The organism is Rhodothermales bacterium (assembly GCA_040221055.1).
In the GTDB taxonomy this organism is placed as follows: Bacteria; Bacteroidota; Rhodothermia; order Rhodothermales; family UBA10348; genus 1-14-0-65-60-17.
On sequence record JAVJVN010000019.1, the window covers coordinates 105,227 to 129,938 of the forward strand.

Sequence of the window (24,712 nt, forward strand, 5' to 3'; positions counted from 1 at the left end):
TGATGATCACCATGTGTTCCGGTTAACGCAGGACCCGAGTGGACCCGCTTCACCTGTACAGACGCACGTTTCCCGAAAAGGACGCAGGATCAGGTATTCATGGGGATGCCGTAGGCCACGCGGGTGGCTTCCATGATGGCTTCCGAAAGCGTCGGATGCGGATGGATGGAATCCATGATCTCGTGGGCGGTCGTTTCCAGCGTGCGGGCCACGACCACTTCGGCAATCAGTTCGGTCGCATCGTATCCAATGATGTGGCAGCCCAGGAATTCGCCGTATTTCGCATCGAAAATGACCTTGACGAATCCTTCGCTGTGACCCATGGCCACGGACTTGCCGTTGATGGAGAACGGGAATTTGCCCACCTTGAGGTCGTATCCGGCCTCTTTTGCTTTCTCTTCGGTGTAGCCGACGCTGGCAATCTGCGGCTGGCAGTAGGTACAACCGGGAATGTTGGACTTGTCGAGGGCATGCACGTCCTTGCCGGCAATCTTCTCGACGCAGATGACGCCTTCGTGGGAGGCCTTGTGGGCCAGCCACGGGGGTCCGGCAACGTCGCCGATGGCATAGATGTTGTCGACGCTCGTGCGGCCGAATTCGTCAATGACAATGGCACCGCGCTCGGTTTTCACGCCCACCTTTTCCAGGCCGAGGTTTTCGATGTTGCCGGCCACGCCGACCGCCGATAGGACCTGGTCGCATTCAATGACTTCCTCGCCCTTCTTGGTCTTGACCGTGGCCTTCAGGGTCTTGCCCTTGGTATCGACTTTCTCGACCGACGCGCCTGTCAGGACATTGATGCCCATCTTCTTGAATGCCTTCGCGAGTTCACGCGAGACGTCCTTGTCTTCGACCGGGACGATGCGGTCCATGAGCTCGACGATCGTGACTTCCGTACCCATGTTGTGGTAGAAGTAGGCGAACTCGACCCCGATGGCTCCGGCGCCGACAATGACCAGACGCTTGGGCTGCTCTTTCTGGAGCATGGCCTCGGTGGACGAAATGATCTTCTTGCCGTCAATGGGCAGGGAGGGCAGTTCGCGGGGGCGGGCACCGGTGGCAATGATGATGTGCTTCGCCTTGAGGGTGGCCTTGTCGCCCTGTTTGTTGCCGTCCATGTCGGTGGAGGGCTCGACCTGGATGGTATCCTTGGCGGTCAGTGTGGCGAATCCATAATGCACGTCGATCTTGTTCTTCTTCATGAGGAACTCGACGCCCTTGTTCATCTGGTTCGCGACGCCGCGGCTGCGGTCAATGACCTTGGCGAAGTCCGCGGTGACCGACCCTTCGATGTTCAGCCCGTAGTCGGCCGCGTGACGGGTGTACTCCATGATTTCGGCGCTCTTGAGCAGCGCTTTCGTCGGAATGCAGCCGATGTTGAGGCACACGCCACCCAACTTGTTCTTTTCGACGATGGCCGTCTTGAGGCCGAGTTGTGTGGAGCGGATGGCGGTCTCGTAGCCTCCGGGGCCCGAACCGATGACGACGACGTCGTAGGATGCTGCAGCCATGACCTGGGGATTGAAATGATGGAACGTAACAGTCCCGAATGATACGGCATGCAGCCTTCACGGTGCCCCGCCGTCCGGTTCAAATGCGGTGAAAACCGGCTACCGCGACTCCATGTCCGTCATCTTGTCGACCCGCTTGGCATGACGGCCGCCCTCGAACGACGTCTCCAGGAAAACACGCAGGATGCCCTTGATGACTTCAATGCCCAACGTTCGACTGCCCAGCGTGAGGACGTTGGCATTGTTGTGGGCCCGTGCGTTCCAGGCCGTGAATTCATTGTATGCGCAGGCGGCGCGGACGCCCGGGACCTTGTTGCATACCATGCTGGAGCCGATGCCGGCGCCATCAATCATGATGCCGTACGCCGCTTTTCCGGTGGCGACCAGGCGGGCTACACCATAGGCAAAGTCCGGGTAGTCACACGATGCGGGCGAGTCCGTCCCGATGTCAATCACATGCCAGCCGTCCTTGCGGAGCTGTTCGGCGAGCGTCTGCTTGAGTTCGAATCCACCGTGATCGGCGCCGATGGCCAGGGTCCGTGGGGGTGGGGCGTGGTGCGGAGGGGACGCCGAGCCCGGTTCAGGTGGCACACCCCGGACCAGTTCAATTCCTGCCGCGCGGGCGGTGTCCGCAGCGAGGGGAGTCACGAGCGCCCGTGGTGGAACGATCAATTGTCGCTGCCCGGCCCGGACAGCCGTGCGTACGTGGTCTTCGGTTATGACGGGTTTTCCTGGCATCGGGGCAAGCTACAACTTTATCGCGGAGCCAACCATCGCGCGGGATCGACCGGCACGGCATTCTCGAAAATACTGAAGAATACGGCATTACCCCGGGGTTCGTTGGTCGTGCCGCCGCGCCCGATGACATCGCCCGGTTCGATCATCGCCCCGGCCTGCGTGTAGATGAGCGAGAAATTGCCGTAAACAGTGTGGTAATCCCCATGTTCGACAATGATGTACGACCCGATATCCGGCATGACATCCACCGTGGACACCCGACCGGCCGCCACGGCCCGGATTTCCGCCGAGGGACCCGTGGCAATCAGGATGCCTGGATTCGGCGTGCGTGTTCCGTAAACGGGATTCGTGACTTCCCCGAACGGCTCCTGGACACTTCCGGTGGCCGGCCACGGCATACGACCCTGGGCCGAACGGAAGGAGGCACCGAGCGCTGAAAGTGTGGCCGCATCCAGGGATCCGGCACGGGGAAAGCCCCCAGCGACCGCACCGGGCTCTGCGGGCACGGGCCGGGCACTCGCAATGAGTGCGGCAATCCGGTCACTCAGCTCCCGCGCCATGGTCCGCTTGTTTTCCAGTTCCTGGGACAGGTCGACGCGGAGCGAACGCAGACGACGGACCTCCGTCTCCCGATCGGTTTTCAGATTGGCCAGCCGTTCCTGCTCGCGATCGGCCTGGGTAAGCAGGATCTGCATGTCGACCAGTCGCGCCGACAGCGCCTCCCGGGCTTCATTCAGTTGCTGGTTCGCATCGTTCAGCGCATTCAGGCGCCCCCTCCGTTCGTTCGAGAAGCGCCGCAGGTACCCGATCCGGATGAGCATCTGGTTGATGGACTCGGCCGCCAGGATGAGCGCCACGTCGTGTTGCCGCCCGTATTTGTAGGCGTGCGTCGCGCGCGCCGTATAGTCCCGTTTGAGTTCGGCCAGATCGGCTTCCTGGGATGCGACGAGGGATGCCAACGAGTCTTCCTCGGCCCGCATTTCGGAAATCCGCTTCGCATAGACGTCCACGAGCTCCTCGCGCATGGCGATCTGACGGTTGAGGTCGGCCAACTGGCGGGCTGACGCCTGCTCCTCCTGCTCGGTGGATTGGAGTCGGAGTTCATCGTCTGCGATCTGCTGGCGCAACTGCTGGAGGCGCGCCTCGGTCTCCCTGACGGCCGTTTCCTGCGCGAACGCGTGAGGAACTGCCAGTCCCGAGAGTCCAGCCGCGACCAGGAATACCGCAATCCGGCAGAGGGGATATGTCCGCATGGCCTTCATTCGATCACGTAGCGCTTCACATCCGACGCAAGGCCCAGATCGAAGGCAAGTTGGCCCGGCGATGTATCGAGGCGGCTCAATGCCATGACGAGTCGGGTTTTCTGAATGGGATGCGATACGCTGACACGCCGGGGCACGCGTATGCCGTCCATGTCGTCGAACGATGCGTACCAGCGTTGTTCACGGATGGCACCGTCCGGGTTCCTGAACTCCACGAAGACGACGCGCCATTCCACGGGATCGATGAGCCAACGGTCTCCGGTGTCGGGTGCACGCAATTCATACAGCAGACTGTCCGTCCGGACCTGCCAATCAAGCCGTGGATCCGGATGGATGAAGCCCGTTGCAAGGGTCACCAGATCCGTACCTGCCACCGCAACCGGCAGGACGGCCGAAATGTTATCCGGTGTCCCGGCGACCAGGGTGCCTTCCGTTCGGTCGTAGACGAACGCGGAATCCCGGGTGACCAGGACGCGCGCGCCTTCAATGCCCAGCGGAAACCGGATGCGGACGAGCATGGAGTCGTCCCGCCTGTAGGCAATGCGGGCAGAAAAACGTCCGGATTCTTCCGGAGACGCCACGCTTACTTCGGCGACCGCTGAAAGCTCGTCCAGGTCGGATGGAGCCATTGGGAGGTGGCGCAGGATATCCCGGGCCGTATGGTTCGGCCAACCGGCCACGTCCGCGTTCGACACGACCACGGGCCCCGAAGCGCAGGCCGCAAGCAGCACGGCCGGCAACAGCACAGCCAGTACGCACCTCATTGTGGACTGTCCAAGGCCGTCAGAAGGCGTCGCAGGGGGGCGGTCCAGGGGTCGGACTCGCGGGAACGTTCAAGCGCGGAACGGGCCATGGCTACGGCCTCGGCGGTGCGTCCGTCGGCCGCCAGTGCCTCGGCCGTAGGAAGGACGAGGGGCCCGTAATTGGGGTACAGCACCAGGCCGTCCGTCCCCAATGCGGCCGCACGTTTCCATTCGGACAGGGTGTTCAGCGCCGTTACGCCCTCCACCCACAGGTCCAGCTGCCGGGGATCCTTTTCCACCAGCTCTTCAATGGTCCGGGCGGCCTCTTCCAGTCGTCCGGCATCCAGCAGCGTTCTGGCACGGACATCCAGGGGCACGGTTTCAGAGGGCGCGGCGGCACCCGTCACATCCGCGGCCCTGATTTCCGCGCGAAGCGCAGGATCGGCAATCCGGTCGACGACGGCGGCCAGATTTTCCTGTGCCTTGGCGTCGGGCAGCAGGTCCAGCCAGATTCGAGCGGCCGCCTGAAGGTCATTGTTGCGGGCATGGGCCTCGGCAAGGCGTTGGTCCACGTTCCGGTAGGCGGCGACCTCCTGCAGAAGCGAAATGAGGCGGGGCAGCTCGCCGGCACGCTCCAGTGCATCGGCCCGCAGCGTCACCAGGTCGGGATGGGCTCCGAACTGCGCAGCGAGCGACGCATCCATGGCCACGGCGTCCGGAATGCGGTCAAGTTGCAGGTACAGCGACAGCAGGCGCGTAGCAGCCTGGAGGTCCGTGGGGTGGGCATCGACCATGCCTTGAAGCACGTGGAGCGCATCGTCCATACGCCCGGAACCGAGCAAAACGTTGGCATGCACGTGCAGGACTTCAACCCGGTCCGGGGCCAGGCTGGCCGCAGCCGAACTGTAGAACAGCGCCGATTCAGGATCGCCGGACGCGTACTGGGCCTCACTCATGGCCACCAGCAGGGCGGGCTCCTCGGGCGCGGCGCGGATGGCCTCCATGAAGACGGCTATAGCGGCGTCCCAGTTGGCGGTGCGCATGTGCGTCAGGCCGCGGACAAGGGCTTGTTCCGAAGCGGAGCCACCCGACTGCGCCATTGCCGACGGGGCCAGGAGGGCCAGAAGTAAGAGGATTCGGAACATGCCTTCGAATAACGGCAGCCACTTTGGCAGGTTTCGTATACTTCAAGTCCACCAATCCACGGCCTCATGGGACAACACGACGTCTCCCAGCATTTTGACCCGGCGACCATCCGGCGTTTTACCCGGCAACTCATGAATGACGTGCGTGCCATGGAGTTCATGCTGACCGAAGGTATGTTCGAAAGTGGCGTGCACCGGATAGGAGCCGAGCAGGAACTGTTCCTGATTGATCACAGGCATCACCCGGCGCCACTCGCCGAGGAAGTTCTGGCGCTGTCGGAGAATCACCGACTGGTCAACGAGCTGACGCGCTTCAATCTGGAAATCAATCTGGACCCCCACGATTTCAAGGGCACGTGCCTTTCCGACGTCGAGCGGGATTTGAATGAGATGCTGGCCTATACGCGCACGTTGACCTCCCAGGTGGGGGCGGACATCGCGTTGGCGGGCATTTTGCCGACCATCCATGCGTGGGATCTGCGCATTGAAAACATGGCGCCGAAGCCCCGGTATTTTGCGCTGAACGATACGATCATGGCGTTGAAGGGGGGGCGGGCGCAGTATCACATCCGGGGCACGGACGAACTGTTCTTCCAGCATGACAACATCATGATGGAGGGGTGCAACACCAGTTTCCAGATCCACTTCCAGGTGTCGCCTGAGGATTTCGCCCACTACTACAATATTGCCCAGCTGGTATCGGCACCCTCCCTGGCGGCTGCCACGAACTCACCGGTGCTGTTCGGGAAGCGACTGTGGCGGGAAACCCGGATTGCGCTCTTCCAGCAGGCCGTCGACACGCGCAGCAGCAACATGTATCTGCGGGAAATGAGCCCGCGCGTGCACTTCGGTTCGGAATGGGTGAACGAGTCGGTGCTGGAGATATTCCAGGAGGACATTGCCCGCTTCCGGATAATCATGACCAGTGACTACGAGAATCCCTTCGATGTGCTCAAGGCGGGTAAAATCCCGAAGCTGCAGGCCCTGCAATTGCACAACGGAACGGTCTACCGGTGGAACCGGGCCTGTTACGGGATCAGTAACGGCAAGCCCCACGTCCGCATTGAGAACCGCCTCATCCCTTCCGGACCCACGCCCGTGGATGAAGTGGCCAATGCCGCGTTCTGGCTTGGACTGATCAAGGGGATTGCCCGCCAGCACGACGACATCCGGCCCTTGTTGGACTTCGACGATGCCAAGAGCAATTTCATTGCGGCTGCGAGGCAGGGGCTGGCATCGGAAATCAACTGGATTGACGGTCGCCGATGGCCCGTCGTGGATCTTATCCGGGAGCGCCTGATCGAGGTGGCGCGGGACGGGTTGGAACACTCCGGCATCAGTACGGCCGACATCGACAAGTACATCGGCATCATTTCGGAGCGGGTCTCAGCCCGGATGACGGGATCGCAGTGGCAGCTGCTGTCCCTGGCCAAGATGAAACGGGAAGGCAGTACACGTGCTGAACGGCTGGACGCCCTGGTCGCCGCCATGGTGGAGCATCAGAAGACCGGTGAACCGGGTCATACCTGGGCATTGGCGGATTTGAACCGTCAACCACTGAAAGGCATCCGGGGCACGCGGGTGGAGCACTTCATGACCACCGATCTGTTCACGGTGCGGCAGGATGAACTCATCGATTTCGTGGCCGTCCTCATGAACTGGCGACACATCCGGCACGTGCTGGTCGAGGACCGGCAGCACCGGCTTGTGGGCCTGGTAACGAACCGGGCGCTGCTGCGCGCCCTGGCCGAATACAAGGCCGCGGGCAACACGGATGACATTCCCGTGTCGGAGATCATGGTGAAGGAACCCATCCACGTGGGGCCCGAAACGCCCACCATCGACGCCATCCGCCTCATGCGGGAAAGCGGGGTGGGGGCGTTGCCTGTCGTCCACATCGGCGAACTGGTCGGCATCATCACCGAGACCGACTTCAATCGCCTGGCGGCGCGGTTCTTCGACGAGGAAGCGGCGCCAGACGTCAGTTGAGGCGGAAGCGGACCGGCAGTGTCATGTACACGCGAACCGGACGGCTGCGCTGCATGGCTGGTTCGAACCGGAGCTGCATGACACCCTCGATGGCCGCATCGTCCAGGACCTTGTGGACGCCGCGTGCAATGGTCGGGTCGGACGGTGTGCCGTCCGCATTCACGACGATCTGTACCACGACGGTGCCTTCCAGGCCGGACTTGCGGGCGAGTGCGGGATACTCGACCAACTCATACAGTTTCTGCAGTCCGCCAATGATTTCCGGTGCCTGCTCGACGACCGTGAAGATCTCATTTTCATCTTCTTCCACTTCTGCTGGTCCCGGCGGGAGGGGTGGAGGCAGGTCGGACGGCGCATCCATGTCCAGGAAGGCATCCAGATCCAATTCCTCTTCGTCGAGGTCAATGTCGTCGGGGACTTCCACCGGCACCGGAGGGCGAGGCGGCGGCGGAGGCTTCGGGACCTGCTGGGTCTGCAGGATTTCCTCCATCTGGACCACTTCCTGGTCGGGCGCATTGTCGAACGTGACCGCATCGGCCGTGAAGTCCAGGCGGAAGGCCACCAGCATGAGACCGATGGACAGAACGACACCGGCCTGGCCGGTCGTGAGGTACTCGTTGCGGCGGGCCCGGTAGCTGCTGCCGCGCTCCGCGAACCGCGCTTCGAGGGTTTCTTTCGGGATGGCCCCGTCGGTCAACGGGGTCTTCGGAAGACGGCCGAAGGAACGGCCATAAGCAGGGAGGAATTTTCCGATCAGGAAGGGGTGACGCATGAAGATGCCGAAGGGATGACGGTTGGGTTTCGTCCGCACTACGACCCGTTCGAGCCGATTGTTGGGGCAGGTTTCGCGAAGAGTGGAGCCTTCACATATTCTTGCGCCCGGGTGCACACGTTCTTTGCCGAACGAGTCATATTCGCGTAACACGATCGTACGCAGCGGCATCCGGCTGCGCGCGCTGGGTTCAGCGCATGCCCAGAGGTTCGTCCGCCTCGGCCTTCAGGGCGTCTTTTTCTTCCTTGCTCAAATCCTGCCAGTGCCTGTCCTCGAGCGCGGCATGGAGTGCGTGGAGAAGCAGGAGATTGGCTTCGGGATGACGCTGTCGGACAATTTTCCACGCCAGGACCGCACCGAGCTTCCTGAGATCGCCCACGGTCACGATATCCACATTCCGAAGCCATTCTGCGGATGCGGGACCGAGGTTCCGGAGAGCCGTGACCGGTTCATGATCACCAGGCAATGACATATGCGGCATGCGACACGTAGATTGAAGGAAATTCAGATACCCGCTTGGATCATGCGTTCTTTGTTCTGTTCCCTTGCCCTGCTCTTTACTCTCGGCTCCGCGGCCAGACCCGCCACTGCCCAGGCCACCCTTCCGCCCGACGACAACGTCGAAAGGATCATTGAAGCCGCCATGGCGGACAGTGCCGCGTGGGACCGCCTGGCCTATCTGACCGATACATTCGGTCCTCGATTCTCTGGCTCCGCCAACTTGGAGCGGGCCATTGAATGGATTCAGGAGGAAATGAAGCGGGACGGACTTGAGAACGTCCGCGGAGAACCCGTCATGGTCCCGAACTGGGTCCGTGGCGACGAGAAGCTGGTCATCCTTGAACCCCACGAACGCGAATTGGGCGTGCTGGGGCTCGGCGGTTCCATTGGCACGGGTCCTGGTGGCGTGACCGGCGAGGTACTCGTAGTGAACTCCTTCGATGAACTCGCTGCGGCACCGGAGCGGGCGGTCGGGAAGATCGTGCTCTGGAACGTGGCCTTCACCTCCTATGGCGCGACCGTCGCGTACCGATCCCAAGGCGCCATCCGCGCGGCTGCGGCGGGCGCCATCGCCAGCCTGGTCCGGTCTGTCGGTCCGTTTTCCATGTATACCCCGCATACGGGCAACTCGGCCTACGATGAAAACATTCCCCGCATTCCGCACGCGGCCATCACGGTGGAAGATGCCATGATGATGCAGCGCATGCAGGACCGGGGGCAGACCATCCGGGTGCGCCTGGAGATGGATGCCCAGTGGCTGCCCGATGCGCTCTCGCACAACGTGGTGGGAGAAATCACGGGATCCGAGTTTCCGGACGAAATCATCGTGATGGGCGGCCACATCGATTCCTGGGATGTCGGTACGGGGGCCATGGATGATGCCGGGGGATGCGTCGTGGCCTGGGAGGCCCTGCGCATCATGAAAGATCTGGGCCTGCGCCCGAAGCGTACCATCCGGGTAGTCATGTGGACCAATGAAGAGAACGGGCTGAGGGGCGGCAATGCCTATCGGGATGCTCATGAAGCTGAACTCGACAACCATGTGCTGGCCATGGAATCGGATGCCGGCGTGTTCAAGCCCATCGGGTTCGGGTTCACAGGCAGCAATCGGGCCTTTGACCTCATCCAGGCCATCGGGAAACGACTGGAGCCCCTCGGTTCTGGTACCATCACCCGGGGCGGAGGCGGAGCCGACATCGGCCCCATCATGCAGCGCGGCGTCCCGGGGATGGGGCTGAACGTGGACGGCTCGAAATACTTCTGGTACCATCACACGAACGCCGACTACGTAGACAAACTGGACCCCCACGACGTGGCCCTGTCCACGGCGACCATGGCCGTCATGGCCTGGTCGGTGGCCAACATGGACGAGAGGCTGCCCCGCTGAGCACGGTGCCGAATGCCCATATCGTTGGTTGGGGCACGGCCGTCCCGGCGCACAGGTATGCCCAGGAAGACATCGGTGCCATCCTCGGGCGCGATCTGGAGCCCGGGTCCCGCAATGCGCGGTTCCTGGATCTGATTTACCGCCAATCGGGGATTTCCTGGCGGCACAGCGTGATTCCGGACTGGCGGACCGGCAAGGCCGACGGTGTTTTCTTCAAGGGTGAAGAAGGCCGGTGGCTGTCCCCTTCGACGGGTGAACGGAATGCCATCTACGAGCGGGAGGCGCCCGGGCTGTTCGAGCAAGCCGCACGTCAGGCCATGGACGGGATCCCACCGGAATCGGTGACCCATGTCATCACGGTATCCTGCACGGGCTTTTTTGCCCCGGGCCCGGACTTCGTACTGGCGCAGCGTCTGGGTTTGCGGCCGGGCGTGGAGCGGTATCATCTGGGATTCATGGGATGCTATGCGGCGTTGCCTGCACTGAAGATGGCGCGGCAATTCGTTCTGGCACAGGAGGATGCGGTCGTGCTCGTGGTATGCGCCGAGCTGTGCACGCTGCACCTCCAGTCCGCCGGTTCCTTGGACAGCATGATTGCTGCCAGCGTGTTCGCGGATGGGGCGGCGGCGACGGTCGTCGCCGCCGCCCCCAGGGAAGGGTCGTACCGGCTGGACGGTTTCGCCAGTTTCGTGGCCCCGGACAGCGAAGCCGACATGGCCTGGCGGATAGGGGATCGCGGATTCGACATGATCCTGTCCACGTACGTCCCGGATATCCTGAAGGCCAACATCCGGGGGATTGTGGAGAGTCTGGGGTTGGCTGCCGGTGGCGGGAATGAGCAGGGATTGGTGGAAGTGGATACCTGGGCGGTGCATCCCGGTGGACGGGCCATCCTGGACAAGGTCACGGAAGGGCTGGGGTTGGAGCAGGGGCCCGCACATGGACCGGATGCAGGAACCGAAGATCCGCTGGCGCCCTCGCGGCAGGTATTGGACCGGTATGGCAACATGAGCTCGCCGACCATCCTGTTCGTGCTGGAGGCACTCCGGGCGCAACCCCCGAAAGGTCCGTCGGACCGGGTCTGTGCCATGGCGTTCGGACCCGGCCTGACGGTCGAAACCATGCTCTTGACGCGAACGTGATGCGCCGGCGCGATACCACGCTGACCGAGTTCATGGACCAACCGGATTGCGATCCGGACCGACTGGTCGCCACATTCCGGTCCTTTGGATCGGTCAATCGCCTGCTTTCGGGCTGGAACCGGGTCTACCGACGCGAAATCCGCCCCATACTGCGAAGCATGCCTGCCGGAGGGCCCGTGACGCTGCTTGACGTGGGTTGTGGGGGCGGAGATGTGCTTCACGCACTGGTCTTCCGCGCACGGCGGGAAGGCTACGATGTGCAAGGCACCGGCGTCGACCCGGACCCGAGGGCCATCGCATTTGCCCGGGACCGGGGCCTGGAAGGCATCCGTTTCGTGGAAGGGCGCCTGGAAGACACGGACCTGGAAGCCGATATCGTAATTTCGAACCACGTCCTGCATCATCTTTCCGATCCGGAAGTGGCTGGGTTGCTTGTGCTTTCGCGGGAGCGGGCGCGCAGCGCGGTCATCCACAACGATATTGCCCGCAGCCGGACCGCGTTGGTGCTGTTCCAACTGCTCCGACCCTTTTATCCAGGCAGTTTCATCTGCGCGGACGGCACACGGTCCATCCGGCGCTCGTTCCGCCCTGCGGAATTGAAGGAGCTGGCCAGGCAGGCGGTGAAGGCGTCGAAGGCGGACGGAGGGTGGCGGCTCTTGCGCGCCGGACCATTCCGCACCGGTCTGGTCTGGACGGCCCGATCTGAGGCAGCCCAGTGAGTGGCCCGTCGGTTGGCATCGTCGGGGCGGGTCCGGTTGGCATGTATCTGGCCTTGCGCCTTGTCCGGTCGGGCTTCGATGTGCGTGTCTACGACGGCCGGCGCGAGGTCCGTCCCCACAGCCGGTCCATCGGCATCCATCCACCGGCTGTCGCCCTGCTGCGTGACCTGGGTCTGGGGCCCCGGCTGCTGGAACGGGCGTGTGTGGTGACCGCTGGCCAGGGGTGGTGGAACGGTCGGCCCGTGGGCCGCGTGGCGCTGGATGGGCTCGGCAGTCCCTTGCTGACGCTGCCGCAGCATGAGACGGAGCAGGCCCTCCAGGATCTGCTCCAACAGGAGGCGCCGGGCGTACTGCGTCTGGGGGAGAAGATGTCGGAGTCGGATGTTGAGGCGCTGGCGTCGGATTCGGGAGTCGTCGTGGGGTGCGACGGCAGGAATTCCGTCGTGCGAAAGTGGGCTGGATGTGCCTGGGAGGGTGGTTCGTATAGTCTGTCGTACGTCATGGGCGATGCCCCGGATACGACGCCCTTCGGTACCGAGGCGGTCATCATGCTCGGACGGAAGGGGCTCGTGGAGTGCTTTCCGCTGCCGGGAGGTGCGCGGCGATGGGTGGTCCGGCTCATGGCCCGCCCCGATATGGATGCCACGCTGCGTTCGGTGCTGAGCTCGGCGGTGGCGGACAGGACGCCCTTCAGGATCCATCCGGCGGCGTTCACCATGACATCGGCCTTCGGCGTTGAACGCTTCGAGAGCCGGCCCATGACCCGAGGTAAGGCGTTCCTGCTGGGGGATGCGGCGCACATCCTGAGCCCCATTGGCGGCCAGGGCATGAACCTGGGCTGGTTGGATGCCGAGGCGCTGCACCGTGCACTGATAAGGTTGCGGGCGGGGAGCGTCGGGGCCGGGAAAATCGCAAACCAATTCGCCGGGGAGCGCCGACGCGTTTTCCGGGCGGCCGCGCGCCGGGCCGAATTCAACATGTGGATGGGGGCGGCGTGCGGGCCCGGCGGCGCGGCCGCCCGGCGTTCGCTCATGGCCGTCGCCTTGGCACCGCGCATCCGTGATGCCTTCTTGCGCCGATTCACCATGGAAGGGTTGTCTGCCTAAAGACATGCGGAAATGGGCCGATACCCCGCAAAAGGAGACAAACCCCGCCCATGAATCGCATGCGCATCTTTTACAGCCTGCTATTTGCCGTCATCACCTTGGCCACGCCGGCCCTTGCTCAGACGGTTACGCCGACCGCCGGGGAAGGCATCTGGTCTGTCCTGCGCCGAAGCGGAATTACGCCCACGCCGGAATCTGTTGCCGAATTCAAATCCTTGAATGCGGATGCGTTGCGTGGCGGTTCGACGCTGCATGCCGGACGCGCCTATCGTCTTCCCGAATCGGAAGACGTCCAAACAGAACCGCTGTTCGGACCGTCTTATGAGCGGGTGGACCGGATAAGCGATGTCCTGGAGGACCATGTCTACTATCTGGTATCCGGCCACGGAGGCCCCGATCCGGGCGCCATCGGACGCTATAACGGAACGCGGATCTACGAAGACGAGATTGCCTACGATACCATGCTGCGCACCGCACGCGAGCTCATGCGTCACGGGGCCACGGTGGAAATCATCATCCAGGACCCCGACGATGGCATCCGCGACGTGGAAATCCTGTCCGGGGACACCGATGAGCGGCATGCCGATGGCACGCTCATTCCGGCCAACCCGGTCAAGAAATTGCGTCAGCGGACCGAACTCATAAACACGCTGGCCAGGAAACATGCCCGCACGGCGAAGGTCCAGCGGGTGCTCTCCCTCCATGTGGATGCCACGGGCCTCAAGAATGAACCGCAGATTGATGTCCACTTCGTGCACGCCACGCCCGCGGGATACCGCATTGGGCGCACCCTGTCGAATACGATCAAGGCCAACTACGACGAGCATCAGCCCGGTCGGGGATACCGGCAGCGGATTGAGCGCCGGAACCTGTATATCCTGCAGAACACCATTCCTCCAGCGGTTCTGGTCGAGCTCGGAAACATCCGCCATCGGGGCGATCAATACCGCCTGATGAAGCCGGCCAACCGACAGGCACTGGCCGAGTGGCTGACGCAGGGCGTTCTTGCCGAAGCGGGTGCCGTGAAGTCCTGACGCGTGCATTTTTTCGTACGCTGCAAGAGCAACCTCCTGCGGGTCCAATCGTAGTGCGGGGCATCACCCCAAAACGATTGAAACCATGGCCCGTACCAGCACGCCCGTTCTACTCTTCTTGCTTGCTTTCATCGCACTCCCGGCAGCGGGTCAGTCCGCATTCCGTGGCGAAGGCGGTGTGTCGTTCATGATCGGTGTTCCCCAGGGTGACTTCGGGGACCAGGTTGACAACCTCGGATTCGGTGGATCGCTGTATGGGGCGTTCGGTCCGGCATCGTCCCCCATCCTCGTCGGAGCCGATCTGGGTTTCCTGATCTATGGCCATGAGCGGCGCAGCGAACCCTTCTCCACGACCATTCCGGACGTGACGGTCGACGTGACGACCTCGAACAACCTGGTTTCCGGGCATCTTTTTGCCCGTCTGCAGCCGGCCGAGGGCCCCTTCCGTCCGTATCTGGATGCGCTCTTCGGATTCAAGTACCTGTTCACGGAGACGAGCATCCAATCCGAAGGATTCAACGATGGGAACGGCAACGTGGCCAGTTCAACCAACTTTGATGACACGGCCGTCAGCTACGGATTCGGCGGTGGCGTACAGATCCAGGTCTATGACGGAGCGAACAATCCGGACGCACCCTCGGCGGTCTATATCGAACTCGGAGGTCGATACCTGCTGGGCGGAGAGGCCGACTATCTGAAGGAGGGATCCATCCGGCGTGAGAATGGCCGCGTTGCCTTTGACGTGACCCGTTCCCGGACCGATTTGATGACGGTCAATCTGGGCGTCGGGATCCGGTTCTGATCCGGCCCACATCATCTCCGGTCGCGCCTTTCTTCAGGTCGCTGAAAACGCCTTCTTTGAGGTCCCGATCTATTTGCTCGGACACCCATTCCTGTTCGAGGAAGGCCATCATTTCGACGCCGTACGTGTCCACGAAATAGGTGGCCAGTGCGCGCGTCTGGGGAATGGACGGGTCGACCTGGATGCCGGCATTCAACAGGAACGACTGGATCTTGAGCGAGAGGCTGTCTACAGGATGCATGCGATAACGGAAAGGATCGTGCTTTTCCCGGTTATCGGATGATCGTACTCCTATTTCAAGTTTGATCCGGCAATGACGGAATATCCTTTCACCGTCACCTCGTCACTGGTCCGGGTGCGCTCGCGGGTGCTCGGGTTCAGCGTCATTTTCCACTGGTACAAGGACGACAGCATGGGCTCTGCGCGCGACAGCAGTTCGGAGAATTTCCCGCTGTTCTCATAGGCGATGGCCTGCTCATGGCTGTCCCATACCGTGATGGACAGGCCTTCATGCTTTTCCTCCATGCCGATGAGGAAAGCGGCACGGCATCCGTCCACCTTCAGCAGCTCGGGGACGAGTTCATCGTTGTACAACGCACTCAGTGCATCGAATTTGCCAGGGAGAACCTTGGAATGCAGGATGCGGATATACGTATTGTCCGTCAACTCCGGCAAGACCTCTTCCTCGGGCGTCCCTGCGACGACAGGCATGGCCTGAACCACAGGCTCCTCGCGTACGGGGCGGTACTCCAGCGTATTGTCGGCCGAGAGCTGGATTTTCCATTCCGTGGAAACCGCCTCGAACGGCTCGTTTTCGGAAAGCAGACTCACGTATTCCGGGGATGACTCCCAGGCGTGTGCCTTCTCGGCCGACTCCCAGAGCGTGAACGACATGAAGTCGCCCACGACATCCGTGTTGTGGATGAGGGTCGCGAACCGGCAACCGTCTATGGCGCGCAGCGTGGGGCCAATGCGGTGCTCATAGAACCGGACAAAGGCCGCGGCCGATTCCGGCTTGATGGTCAGGTCGACGAATCGCATGAACATGGGCGAACCTCACGTCAGTTGAATGATTTCGCCGCTTCTTCCACTGAGTCGTAGTTGTCGAAAACCGGGCCCAGCAGTCGGGTCAGCAGGAAGAGGTTCTTGATCCGGTCCTTCATGCCGGCCAGCTTCACATCGCCCCCGGCCTTCTTCATGGTTGTGAGCGCTCCGATAAGCGTTCCGATCCCGGATGAATCCATGAAATCGGCCTTGGAAAGATCAATGATGACGCGGGTCTTTCCGGCATCCTTGAAGTCTTCCAGCTTCTCCTTGAAGTCGGGGCCTTCTATGCTTCCGAGGAACTTGCCTGAGATGGAGACAACGACGGCCTCGTATTTTTCGCTTGTACTGAACGGCATGATGAACAGGTTGAATTGGATCGGTAAGGGAAACGGACACTACCCCACGCTGACAAAATAGTCAACAGCGGCGAACCACAAGCATGGTAATGTCATCATTTTGGGGAGCGGATCCGGCGTGGGCCCGCACGGCTTTGCGGACACGCTGTACAACATCGACGGCCGGCGCGGACTGAAGCTCCGCCAGCAACGCCTCCAGGCGTTCTTCCTCGAACTGGTCGTGGGCCTCGTTCATGGCCTCCGTCACGCCGTCCGAGTAGATGAAGAGGGTATCGCCTTCATCCAGCGTCAATGTGGATTCTGTGTACTTCTGGGTCTTCAGGAAACCCACTACCAGACCGCCCAGGTCGAGTTTTTCAATGCGACCGTCACGGCGCAGCACGTACGGCTTGTTGTGTCCAGCGTTCACATAGGTGACGACATGGGTTTCAGGATTCAATACCGCGTAGAAGAGCGTGACGAAGGAGCCGCGTTTGATGCTTTCGCTCAGGAGCTTGTTGGAGCGCTCAATGGTTCCGTGCGCGGTATCCATGACGAGCGCCTGCCCGCGCAGCGTGGCCTGTACGTTCGACATGAGGAGCGCAGCGGGCATGCCCTTGCCGGAAACGTCCCCTACACACACCGCCAGGCGACCATCCTCCATGGGGATGTAATCGAAATAGTCGCCCCCCACGCTCTGGGCCGGAATGGAGACACCCGCCAGGTCGTAACCCGGAATGTCCGGCGCGGCAGCCGGAAGCAATTTGTTCTGGATGTCGTAGGCCAGCGACAATTCCTGGTTCACGACGGCGAGCTTCCGCTCTTCCTCATAGAGGCGGGCCGTTTCCACAACCTGGGCGGATTGGCCGGCCAGGATGGAAAGCAGGCGTTGGTCTTCGCTTGTGAAGCCGTCCTGATGCTTCTTGTTGTACAGCGTCAGGATGCCGACCAGGCTGGAGTGGACCAACAGCGGCACGGACACCAGGGAGCGTACCGACTGGGTCCAGCGGACGCCTTTGAAACGCGTATCGCTCCCGGGATCGTTGACCACCAAGGGGCGGCGGTTCAGGTACATCCATCCCAGCAGGTTCTGATCGGGAGAGTAGGCCTCGCGATCGCCCGAACTGGCCATGGTGCGAACCAGGGTCTGCGTGGGATCCGATTGGTCCTTTCCAACGAGCGTGATGACCCCCTGCTCTGCGCCAACAGCCTTTATGGACCGGCGGATGATGGTCTGGATGATGTCGTCCGTGCTCCGGGAAGAGCTGATGGCAAGCGACAACTCATTCAGGATGGAGAGTTCTTCCACGGCACGTCGGAGCTGGACGTTTTCACGTTCCAGCGCGTTCAAGCGTGCGGTCAGGGCGTCTGACATGGGTGTGGGCGTGGGTGGTTCCGGACAATGTACGGCACGGGGATGGATCTGTGACGGCGCGCATGCGTTTCCGGACCGACTCACCACCAACCGCCCATGGGATCCCTTCGACGACTGAACCGCTATTACTGGACGTACAGGTACCTGTTCATCCCGGGGCTGTGCTTTGCGGTCATCTCGTCCATCTTCGCCCTGATCGTCCCCACGGTGGTCCGTCGGGCCATCGATGCCATTCCACAGTTCGTGGCCACATACGGCGGGGTTCAGGGGACGCCGGTTGAGGACCTTGTCTATTGGGACCTGTTCTTCACGTTGGCATTCATGGCCTTGGTCATCATCGGCCTGAGCATCCTGAGCGGCGCGTTCTCGTTTCTCATGCGACAGACCATCGTGGTCGCATCCCGTCACATCGAGTTCGACCTGCGCAACCGCCTGTTTGACCACCTCCAGAAATTGTCGTGGGATTTCTACCAGTCGCATCCCACGGGCGACCTCATTACGCGCTCCACGTCGGACATCGAGCAGGTCCGTCGTTACATCGGTCCGGCCGTCATGTATTCCACGCGAGCCGTGGTGACGATTGTGACGGCGCTCACCATCATGTTCATCATTTCACCGAAACTCACGTGGTATGCGCTCATCCCCATGCCCTTCCTCGCGGTTTCGGTGTTTTTCGTGATGCGCCTGGTCCACGAGCGTTCCGATGCGCTGCAGGCGCAGTATTCGGTCCTCACGTCCCGGGTGCAGGAGGCACTCTCTGGCATCCGCGTATTGAAAGCATACCGCCGTGAGGCGTCGGAAGCGGAGGCCTTCGATGCGGAAAGCAGCGCATACAGGACCCGGAGTCTGGACCTTGCGCTGGTGGAAGCCGCCTGGCGGCCGGTCTTCGTGCTGCTGGTCGGACTTTCGAGCATCATCGTCGTCTGGGTAGGGGGGCGGCTCGTCATGGACGGGACCATTACGCTGGGCAACATCGCTGAATACATGATTTACGTGGCGCTCATGACGTGGCCGGTAGCCTCCATGGGCTTTGTCATCACCATGATCCAGCGCGCCGCGGCGTCCATGGAGCGGCTGGCGGAGGTGTTCGATTCCATGCCATCGATTTCGGATCGGGACGGTGTTGTGGACGGCCCGATCTCCGGCGCCTTGGAACTCCGCAACGTCGGGTTCAAGTATCCCGATGCGGAGGAATGGGTTTTCCGGGACGTGTCGGTTTCGGTGCCGGCCGGTTCCACACTGGCCATCGTGGGCCGGACAGGGGCGGGAAAGACGACCCTCGTGGAATTGATTCCGCGCCTGCTCGATGCAACCGCCGGGCAGGTCCTTGTGGACGGGCGGGACGTCCGGGACATTCCCGTGCGGCGGCTCCGCGAATCCATCGGGTACGTACCCCAGGAGGTCTTCCTGTTTTCCGACACCATCCGCAACAACATCGCTTTCGGACACATGGAGGCCAATGAAGGGGCGGTGGAAGATGCGGCGCGGGAGGCCGACCTGCTGGAGAACGTCGCGGATTTCCCGCAGGGCTTCGAGACCTTCGTGGGCGAGCGCGGGATTACGCTTTCCGGCGGGCAGAAACAACGGACTTCCATTGCGCGGGCGCTCATTCGTCGCCCGGACATCCTGATTTTGGACGATGCGCTTTCGGCCGTGGATGTGAACACGGAACGGACCATCCTGGGGCATTTGCGTCAGCAATTCGGGCGACGCACCATCGTGATCGTAAGCCACCGGGTTTCCGCAGTCCAGGATGCCGACCGGATCATCGTATTGGATGAAGGACGCGTCGCCGAACAGGGGACCCACGCCTCCTTGCTGGCCGAAGATGGATTCTATGCAGCCCTGTACAGGAAACAACAATTGGAAGCGGAAGTGGAGGCCTACTCTTGAGCGCGGATGCCGAAAAAGGACTCGACGGGCGTCTGTTGCGACGGATTGTAACGTACCTGGCGCCGTACAAGTGGTGGGTTGGACTCGCGTTCATAACCGTGCTGGTATCGGCCTGGTTGGGGCCGCTCATCCCCAAGCTCGTCCAGGTGACGATTGACGATTATGTGGTTGTGGGCGATGCCGAGGGACTCACGCGCATGATTGCGTTGCTGGTGACGGTGCTGGCCGGGGAAGCCGTGCTGTCCTTTGTGAATGCCTACTTGACCCAGTGGATCGGCCAGCAGGCCATCTATGACCTGCGCAAGAAGATTTACCGGCACATCCAGCGGCAATCGCTCCGGTTCTTCGATTCGCAGCCCATTGGCCGTCTGATTACGCGGGTGACGAGTGATGTGGAATCGTTGAGTCAGGTGTTGTCGGCGGGCGTTGTCACCATACTGGGCGACCTGTTCCGGCTGTTTTTCATTGCCTGGTTCATGTTCTCGCTGGATTGGCGCCTGGCGCTCGTCACTATTTCCGTCATGCCCCTCATGTTGTGGGCCACGTTCTGGTTCAAGCGGAAGGTGCGGGATGCCTATCGCGATACGCGGAAGCAGGTGGCGCGGTTGAATTCCTTCATGCAGGAGCACGTATCGGGCATGCGGATTGTCCAACTCTTCAGCCGGGAATCGGAGGAAATGCGGCGCTTCGAAGAGGTCAACGACGATCATCGCCAGGCCCATATCAAAACCATCTTCTATTTCGCCCTGTTCTGGCCCGCCATCGACCTGGTTTCGTCGCTTGCACTCGGCCTGGTCATCTGGTACGGAGGGGTGGGGGCCATGCAGTCCACGGTCACCATTGGTGTCCTGATTGCGTTCATCCAGTACGCCCGGCAGTTCTTCGAGCCCATCCGCAACCTGTCCGACCAGTTCAATACGCTGCAGAGCGCCATGGCCGGTGCCGAGCGGATTTTCGACCTGCTCGACACCGACGCGTCCATTCCAGACACGGCCCCGGAAGGCGACGTCCGCCTGGAGGGCACCATCGAGTTCCGGAATGTGTGGTTCAGTTACGATCCGGCCATCGACGTGGCTGACGATGAGGCCGAATGGATCCTGCGGGATGTCAGTTTCCGGGTGGAGGCCGGCTCTTCCCTGGCCATCGTCGGGGCAACGGGCGCCGGGAAGACCACGATCATCAATCTCCTGCTGCGCTTCTACGACATCCAGCGGGGCGAAATCCTGGTCGATGGGAAGTCTTTGCGGGACATTCCTTTGGCCGCCCTCCGTGATCACGTCGGGCTCGTCCTGCAGGACGTTTTCATGTTCTCCGGGACCATACGGGACAATATTACCCTGAACAATCCGGACATCGCAGCCGACGATATGACGGCTGCAGCCCGCACCATCGGTGCCGATCGCTTCATAGACCGGAATTCGGACGGCTATGACCACGAGGTACGGGAGCGCGGAAGCGCGCTGTCGCATGGCCAGCGCCAGCTGCTCTCTTTTGTACGGGCGCTGGTCTATGACCCCCGCGTGCTGGTGCTCGACGAGGCCACGTCCAGCGTCGACACGGAAACGGAGGAACTCATTCAGCAGGCACTGGCCCGCCTCATGAAGGGCCGCACGACGATCGCCATTGCCCATCGCCTGTCCACCATTCAACACGCCGATCAGATCCTGGTCATGCACCGGGGGCAGATCCGGGAGCGCGGGTCGCATCAGGAGCTCCTCCGGGAGGGCGGATTGTACCGGAAACTGTACGAATTGCAGTATCAGGAACAGGAGGCGGCATGACGGGATGGATCCGGTACAGGCGGTCAGTCGGGCTCGCTGATGCTTCCTGCGTCCTTGTCGCGGTTCTGGGGCTTGCCCTCTTGGCCGGGTGTCGGCCGGAGCCGGCCGGTCTGGAGGACCCCGCGTCCGCCCCGTGGAATGAGGTGCTTGACGCGGCCCGCGACCGCGAGGTGCATATGATGATGTGGATGGGCGATCCGCTCATCAATCAGTACATGCGGACCTGGGTCGCGCCGCGCCTGGATTCGTTGTTCGATATCACATTGACATTGGTGCCGGCCCAGGGGAACGAAATCGTTTCGCGTCTGGTGACGGAGATCGAGTTGGGTGCCGGGGAGTCCGCCGCCGACCTGGTCTGGATAAACGGTGAGACGTTCTATCAACTGCGGCAGGCGGATGGATTGTACGGTCCGTTCGTGGATGCCCTGCCGAATGCGGCGTACGTGGCGACGCAGGACCCGTTCATCCACACGGACTTCCAGCAACCGGTGGAAGGGTATGAGAGCCCGTGGGGTTCGGTACAGTTCGTGATGATCGCCGATTCGGCCCGTGTGACGGAGGTTCCGCGCACCCGGGACGCCCTGGATACATGGATCCGGGCGCATCCGGGCCGATTCACGATGGACCGATCCTTCACCGGACTGACCTTCCTGAAGATGCTGTTCATTGACATGGCCGGCGGCATGGACCGGGTGACCGGACCATTCCGGGAGGACGTGTACGCACCCGTGTCCGACTCCTTGTTCTCGTGGCTCGAGTCGCTTCGACCGTATTTCTGGCGCGAGGGGCGTTCCTTTCCGGAAGGCGTGGCCGACCTCCACCGATTGTTCGACGCCGGGCAGGTGGACTTCTCCATGAGCAACAATGACGGGGAGGTGGACAACAAGGTCCGGCAGGGCATCCTGCCGCCCGGGTCCTTCGGATGGATTCCTGCCTTCGGGAGCATCCGGAACACACACTTCCTGGGTATTCCCCGGCTGGCTTCGGAAAAGGCCGCGGCCATGGTGGTGGCGGATTTCCTGCTGGGGCCGGAGGCCCAGTTCCACAAACAGGATCCCGCCATCTGGGGCGATGGCACGGTGCTGGATCCGGCGCAGTTGTCCCCGGAGTGGCAGCGACGGTTCGCGACCGCGACGGCGCGTCGGCGCACGCCGGCTCCTGCGGTCTTGCGCGCGAACGCACTGCCGGAACCCGCGCCGGAATTCATGATCCGTCTGGACGAGGACTTCCGCCGGCGGATGGTGCGGCCGTGAAGGGGCGTCATCTGTTTCCGGCGTTGTACGGACTGCTGGTCCTGGTGCCGATGGCCGCGGGCCTGGTCATGGCCGCAGCATGGTCCGTTGGATGGGTGGGCCTGGCCGGTGACGGGTGGACCTGGCGGTATTGGACCGCGGTCGTGCTGGACGCCGACGTCTGGATTTCGCTGGCCTGGAGCGCCTGGGTCGCCGGCTTGGCCGTCGCGGTGTCCGGCGTGTTGGCCGCCGTGGTGGTCCTTCGTCCCCTTTCCCGACTGGAAACACGGGTCGTGGCCATGATGATGGCCCTTCCGGCCGTTGTTGCGGCCTTCCTGGTGTATTTCACCGGCGCACGGTGGCTGGTGCAGGATGTATGGGGGCTGGGCATGCTGCTCGCCCATGTCATGATGGTCGCCCCGTTCCTCCTGCTGCTGGTTCATCGGGCGGCAGAACAGGTGGGATTGCCCCGCTTGCTGGATGTCGGCCGGTCCTGCGGAGCGACAGGATGGCAACTCCACGCGCGCGTTTCGGCGCCCATCCTGTGGTCCCGCGTCCGCTTCCAGGTCATCCTGGTCTGGATTGCCTGGACCGGTTCATTCGAGATTCCACTGTTGCTCGGACGGTCGTGGCCGGAGATGATATCGGTGTTGGTGTACCACACGTTTGCCCGGTTCAGTCTGGAAACCCGCCCGGAAGCGTTCGTGATGGCCCTGGTGTACGTAGCGGTCGTCGCCGTGGTGTTTGCACTCGCCTGGCGGCGTCGTCCGGAGAGGGCATACCCATGAAACGCATTGTTGTGATCGTGGCCCTGCTTGCCGTCCCGCTGGGCGTCCTCGGATGGCTTTCGTTCGGCGCCTGGGGGCGGTTGTTCAGCACGGGAGTCCCCTTTGCATCCGGGCTGTGGACCACCGCGACGCTGGCTTTCGGCTCGGCGGTCGCGGCCACGTCCCTGGGCACAGGAACGGCGCGATGGGTCCAGGGCCACAAGTGGCGCTCCTTCTGGTTGGCCTCGGCGTGGCTGCCCTTCGCCCTGTCCCCGGTCATTGTGGGCATCCTGCTCCTGGCCGTGCACCTCAAAACGGGCCTTGCCGGGTCCTGGTCCGGCGTGTTCCTGTCGCACCTGGTCTTTGCCTATGCGTTCGCCTTCATTCTCATGGAGGGGTTCTGGCGGCGGGACATGCACGCCCTCGAACAGCTGGCGAGGACCCTTGGCGCCCGCGGCTGGCCCTTGTGGCGGCAGGCCATGCTGCCGGCGCTGGCGCGTCCGGTGGCGCTGGTCCTGGTCCAGACCTTCCTGATTTCCTGGTTCCAGTATGGACTGACGCTCCTGGTGGGCTCGGGGCGCATCCAGACCCTGCCGTTGCTCGTTTTCGGGTTCGTCCGGGAAGCCGATGTGTATCTTGCGGCAGCCGCCGGTCTCCTCCTGGTGATCGTTCCTTTGGTTATGTTGGCCTGGACCCATGATCGTTGAGCATCTTGAAAAATCGTTCCGGAAGGGGTCGGTCGTGGAGCCCGTCCTTCGCGGGGTGTCGTTCGAGCTCGGCGGTGGCGACCGACTGGCCGTCCTGGGTGCGTCCGGATGCGGTAAAACGACATTGCTGCGCGTCCTGGCCGGTCTCATTCCGGGTGATGCGGGGCGCGTCGAGCTCGGCGGTGAGGACGTCTCGGCGTGGCCGCCGGAACGCAGACGGATTGTGTACATGCCACAGGATGCGCTCCTGTTTCCCCATCTGTCTGCCCGCGGTAACGTAGCCTTCCCGCTGCAGGTCCGTCGCCCCGTTCCGGATGATGCCAATGCGCAGGTGGACGACCTGCTGGATCGCCTGGACCTGTGGGAGCACCGGGACAAGCAGCCGCACGAACTTTCCGGCGGGCAGCAGCAACGGGTGGCTTTCGGACGGGCCCTGCTGGCGGAGCCCCGTGTTCTGTTGTTGGATGAGCCGTTCGGGGCGCTCGATCATCTGGCCCGCAATGCCATGCAGGACGTCTATCTGGAGCTCTCGGTGGCCAGGGGTCTGTCGTCCGTTTTCGTGACCCACGATCCGCGCGAGGCGCTACGGGTGGGAAACCGTTGGGCCTGGATGGAGCAGGGGCGTCTGGTATTGGTCCCGTCGAAAGAGCGTTTCGTGGCCATGGAGCAGACGGGGATTCCCCGCGAGCAAGCCTTCTGGCGGGAGGTGGGGGGCGTATGACCA

Annotated in this window: 24 protein-coding genes; 13 read left to right on the top strand and 11 right to left on the bottom strand. The window is 62.4% G+C overall.

Annotation, left to right across the window (positions count from 1 at the left end):
* Positions 1–89: 89 nt before the first annotated feature.
* From lpdA to RIE53_12390, 5 genes are all read right to left on the bottom strand, one after another.
* Positions 90–1,511: a dihydrolipoyl dehydrogenase gene (gene lpdA / locus RIE53_12370; GenBank protein ID MEQ9105476.1), complete on the bottom strand. Its 1,422-nt coding sequence runs from the start codon at positions 1,509–1,511 to the stop codon at positions 90–92.
* Between the two features lie 99 nt (positions 1,512–1,610).
* Complete coding sequence (gene rpiB / locus RIE53_12375) at positions 1,611–2,249, bottom strand: ribose 5-phosphate isomerase B (protein MEQ9105477.1); 639 nt, start codon at positions 2,247–2,249, stop codon at positions 1,611–1,613.
* Between the two features lie 17 nt (positions 2,250–2,266).
* Complete coding sequence (locus tag RIE53_12380; GenBank protein ID MEQ9105478.1) at positions 2,267–3,502, bottom strand: peptidoglycan DD-metalloendopeptidase family protein; 1,236 nt, start codon at positions 3,500–3,502, stop codon at positions 2,267–2,269.
* Between the two features lie 5 nt (positions 3,503–3,507).
* Positions 3,508–4,275, bottom strand: coding sequence for a DUF4292 domain-containing protein (locus RIE53_12385; protein ID MEQ9105479.1), 768 nt, complete (start codon positions 4,273–4,275; stop codon positions 3,508–3,510).
* Complete coding sequence (locus RIE53_12390; protein MEQ9105480.1) at positions 4,272–5,399, bottom strand: tetratricopeptide repeat protein; 1,128 nt, start codon at positions 5,397–5,399, stop codon at positions 4,272–4,274. The genes RIE53_12385 and RIE53_12390 overlap by 4 nt, the downstream gene beginning before the upstream one ends.
* A gap of 66 nt (positions 5,400–5,465) precedes the next feature.
* Between RIE53_12390 and RIE53_12395 the strand changes: the two genes are divergently transcribed.
* Positions 5,466–7,388, top strand: coding sequence for a CBS domain-containing protein (locus tag RIE53_12395; GenBank protein MEQ9105481.1), 1,923 nt, complete (start codon positions 5,466–5,468; stop codon positions 7,386–7,388).
* Here RIE53_12395 and RIE53_12400 read toward each other — a convergent pair.
* Both RIE53_12400 and RIE53_12405 read right to left on the bottom strand, forming a co-directional pair.
* Positions 7,381–8,160 (bottom strand): energy transducer TonB, encoded by a 780-nt coding sequence (locus RIE53_12400; GenBank protein ID MEQ9105482.1) that lies wholly within the window; start codon positions 8,158–8,160, stop codon positions 7,381–7,383. The two genes, RIE53_12395 and RIE53_12400, sit on opposite strands and share 8 nt — an antisense overlap.
* A 190-nt stretch (positions 8,161–8,350) precedes the next feature.
* Positions 8,351–8,641, bottom strand: coding sequence for a TfoX/Sxy family DNA transformation protein (locus RIE53_12405; GenBank protein MEQ9105483.1), 291 nt, complete (start codon positions 8,639–8,641; stop codon positions 8,351–8,353).
* A gap of 42 nt (positions 8,642–8,683) precedes the next feature.
* On the opposite strand from RIE53_12405, the gene RIE53_12410 reads away from it, so the two are divergent.
* From RIE53_12410 to RIE53_12435, 6 genes are all read left to right on the top strand, one after another.
* A complete protein-coding gene (locus tag RIE53_12410) occupies positions 8,684–10,048 on the top strand; it encodes a M28 family metallopeptidase (GenBank protein MEQ9105484.1) in 1,365 nt (454 codons plus the stop codon).
* A gap of 5 nt (positions 10,049–10,053) precedes the next feature.
* Positions 10,054–11,190, top strand: coding sequence for a type III polyketide synthase (locus RIE53_12415; GenBank protein MEQ9105485.1), 1,137 nt, complete (start codon positions 10,054–10,056; stop codon positions 11,188–11,190).
* Positions 11,190–11,909 carry a methyltransferase domain-containing protein gene (locus RIE53_12420; GenBank protein ID MEQ9105486.1) on the top strand — a complete coding sequence of 240 codons (720 nt, stop codon included), beginning with the start codon at positions 11,190–11,192 and terminating at the stop codon, positions 11,907–11,909. The genes RIE53_12415 and RIE53_12420 overlap by 1 nt, the downstream gene beginning before the upstream one ends.
* Positions 11,906–13,015 (top strand): NAD(P)/FAD-dependent oxidoreductase, encoded by a 1,110-nt coding sequence (locus tag RIE53_12425; GenBank protein ID MEQ9105487.1) that lies wholly within the window; start codon positions 11,906–11,908, stop codon positions 13,013–13,015. The genes RIE53_12420 and RIE53_12425 overlap by 4 nt, the downstream gene beginning before the upstream one ends.
* Positions 13,016–13,074: 59 nt before the next feature.
* The gene (locus tag RIE53_12430; protein MEQ9105488.1) at positions 13,075–14,049 is read left to right on the top strand and encodes an N-acetylmuramoyl-L-alanine amidase; all 975 of its coding nucleotides are present in this window, start codon (positions 13,075–13,077) and stop codon (positions 14,047–14,049) included.
* 85 nt (positions 14,050–14,134) lie between these two features.
* The gene (locus tag RIE53_12435) at positions 14,135–14,851 is read left to right on the top strand and encodes a hypothetical protein (protein MEQ9105489.1); all 717 of its coding nucleotides are present in this window, start codon (positions 14,135–14,137) and stop codon (positions 14,849–14,851) included.
* Here RIE53_12435 and RIE53_12440 read toward each other — a convergent pair.
* The 4 genes from RIE53_12440 to RIE53_12455 all read right to left on the bottom strand — a co-directional run bounded on the left by RIE53_12440 (position 14,823) and on the right by RIE53_12455 (position 17,608).
* Complete coding sequence (locus tag RIE53_12440; GenBank protein ID MEQ9105490.1) at positions 14,823–15,092, bottom strand: hypothetical protein; 270 nt, start codon at positions 15,090–15,092, stop codon at positions 14,823–14,825. The two genes, RIE53_12435 and RIE53_12440, sit on opposite strands and share 29 nt — an antisense overlap.
* 50 nt (positions 15,093–15,142) lie before the next feature.
* The gene (locus RIE53_12445) at positions 15,143–15,892 is read right to left on the bottom strand and encodes an antibiotic biosynthesis monooxygenase family protein (GenBank protein ID MEQ9105491.1); all 750 of its coding nucleotides are present in this window, start codon (positions 15,890–15,892) and stop codon (positions 15,143–15,145) included.
* 20 nt (positions 15,893–15,912) lie between these two features.
* The gene (locus tag RIE53_12450) at positions 15,913–16,254 is read right to left on the bottom strand and encodes an STAS domain-containing protein (protein ID MEQ9105492.1); all 342 of its coding nucleotides are present in this window, start codon (positions 16,252–16,254) and stop codon (positions 15,913–15,915) included.
* A 61-nt stretch (positions 16,255–16,315) separates the two neighbouring features.
* A complete protein-coding gene (locus RIE53_12455) occupies positions 16,316–17,608 on the bottom strand; it encodes a SpoIIE family protein phosphatase (GenBank protein ID MEQ9105493.1) in 1,293 nt (430 codons plus the stop codon).
* 96 nt (positions 17,609–17,704) lie between these two features.
* Here RIE53_12455 and RIE53_12460 point away from each other — a divergent pair, with 96 nt between their 5' ends.
* From RIE53_12460 to RIE53_12485, 6 genes are read left to right on the top strand one after another with little or no spacing between them, the layout of a single operon-like run.
* Positions 17,705–19,501: an ABC transporter ATP-binding protein gene (locus tag RIE53_12460; GenBank protein ID MEQ9105494.1), complete on the top strand. Its 1,797-nt coding sequence runs from the start codon at positions 17,705–17,707 to the stop codon at positions 19,499–19,501.
* On the top strand, positions 19,498–21,282 hold the full coding sequence (locus tag RIE53_12465) for an ABC transporter ATP-binding protein (GenBank protein ID MEQ9105495.1): 1,785 nt from the start codon (positions 19,498–19,500) through the stop codon (positions 21,280–21,282). The genes RIE53_12460 and RIE53_12465 overlap by 4 nt, the downstream gene beginning before the upstream one ends.
* A complete protein-coding gene (locus RIE53_12470; protein ID MEQ9105496.1) occupies positions 21,279–22,535 on the top strand; it encodes an ABC transporter substrate-binding protein in 1,257 nt (418 codons plus the stop codon). The genes RIE53_12465 and RIE53_12470 overlap by 4 nt, the downstream gene beginning before the upstream one ends.
* Positions 22,532–23,302 (top strand): hypothetical protein, encoded by a 771-nt coding sequence (locus tag RIE53_12475; GenBank protein ID MEQ9105497.1) that lies wholly within the window; start codon positions 22,532–22,534, stop codon positions 23,300–23,302. The genes RIE53_12470 and RIE53_12475 overlap by 4 nt, the downstream gene beginning before the upstream one ends.
* Positions 23,299–23,988, top strand: coding sequence for a hypothetical protein (locus tag RIE53_12480; GenBank protein MEQ9105498.1), 690 nt, complete (start codon positions 23,299–23,301; stop codon positions 23,986–23,988). Before RIE53_12475 ends, RIE53_12480 begins: the two co-directional genes overlap by 4 nt.
* Positions 23,978–24,709: an ATP-binding cassette domain-containing protein gene (locus RIE53_12485; protein ID MEQ9105499.1), complete on the top strand. Its 732-nt coding sequence runs from the start codon at positions 23,978–23,980 to the stop codon at positions 24,707–24,709. The genes RIE53_12480 and RIE53_12485 overlap by 11 nt, the downstream gene beginning before the upstream one ends.
* The last annotated feature ends 3 nt before the right edge of the window (positions 24,710–24,712 follow it).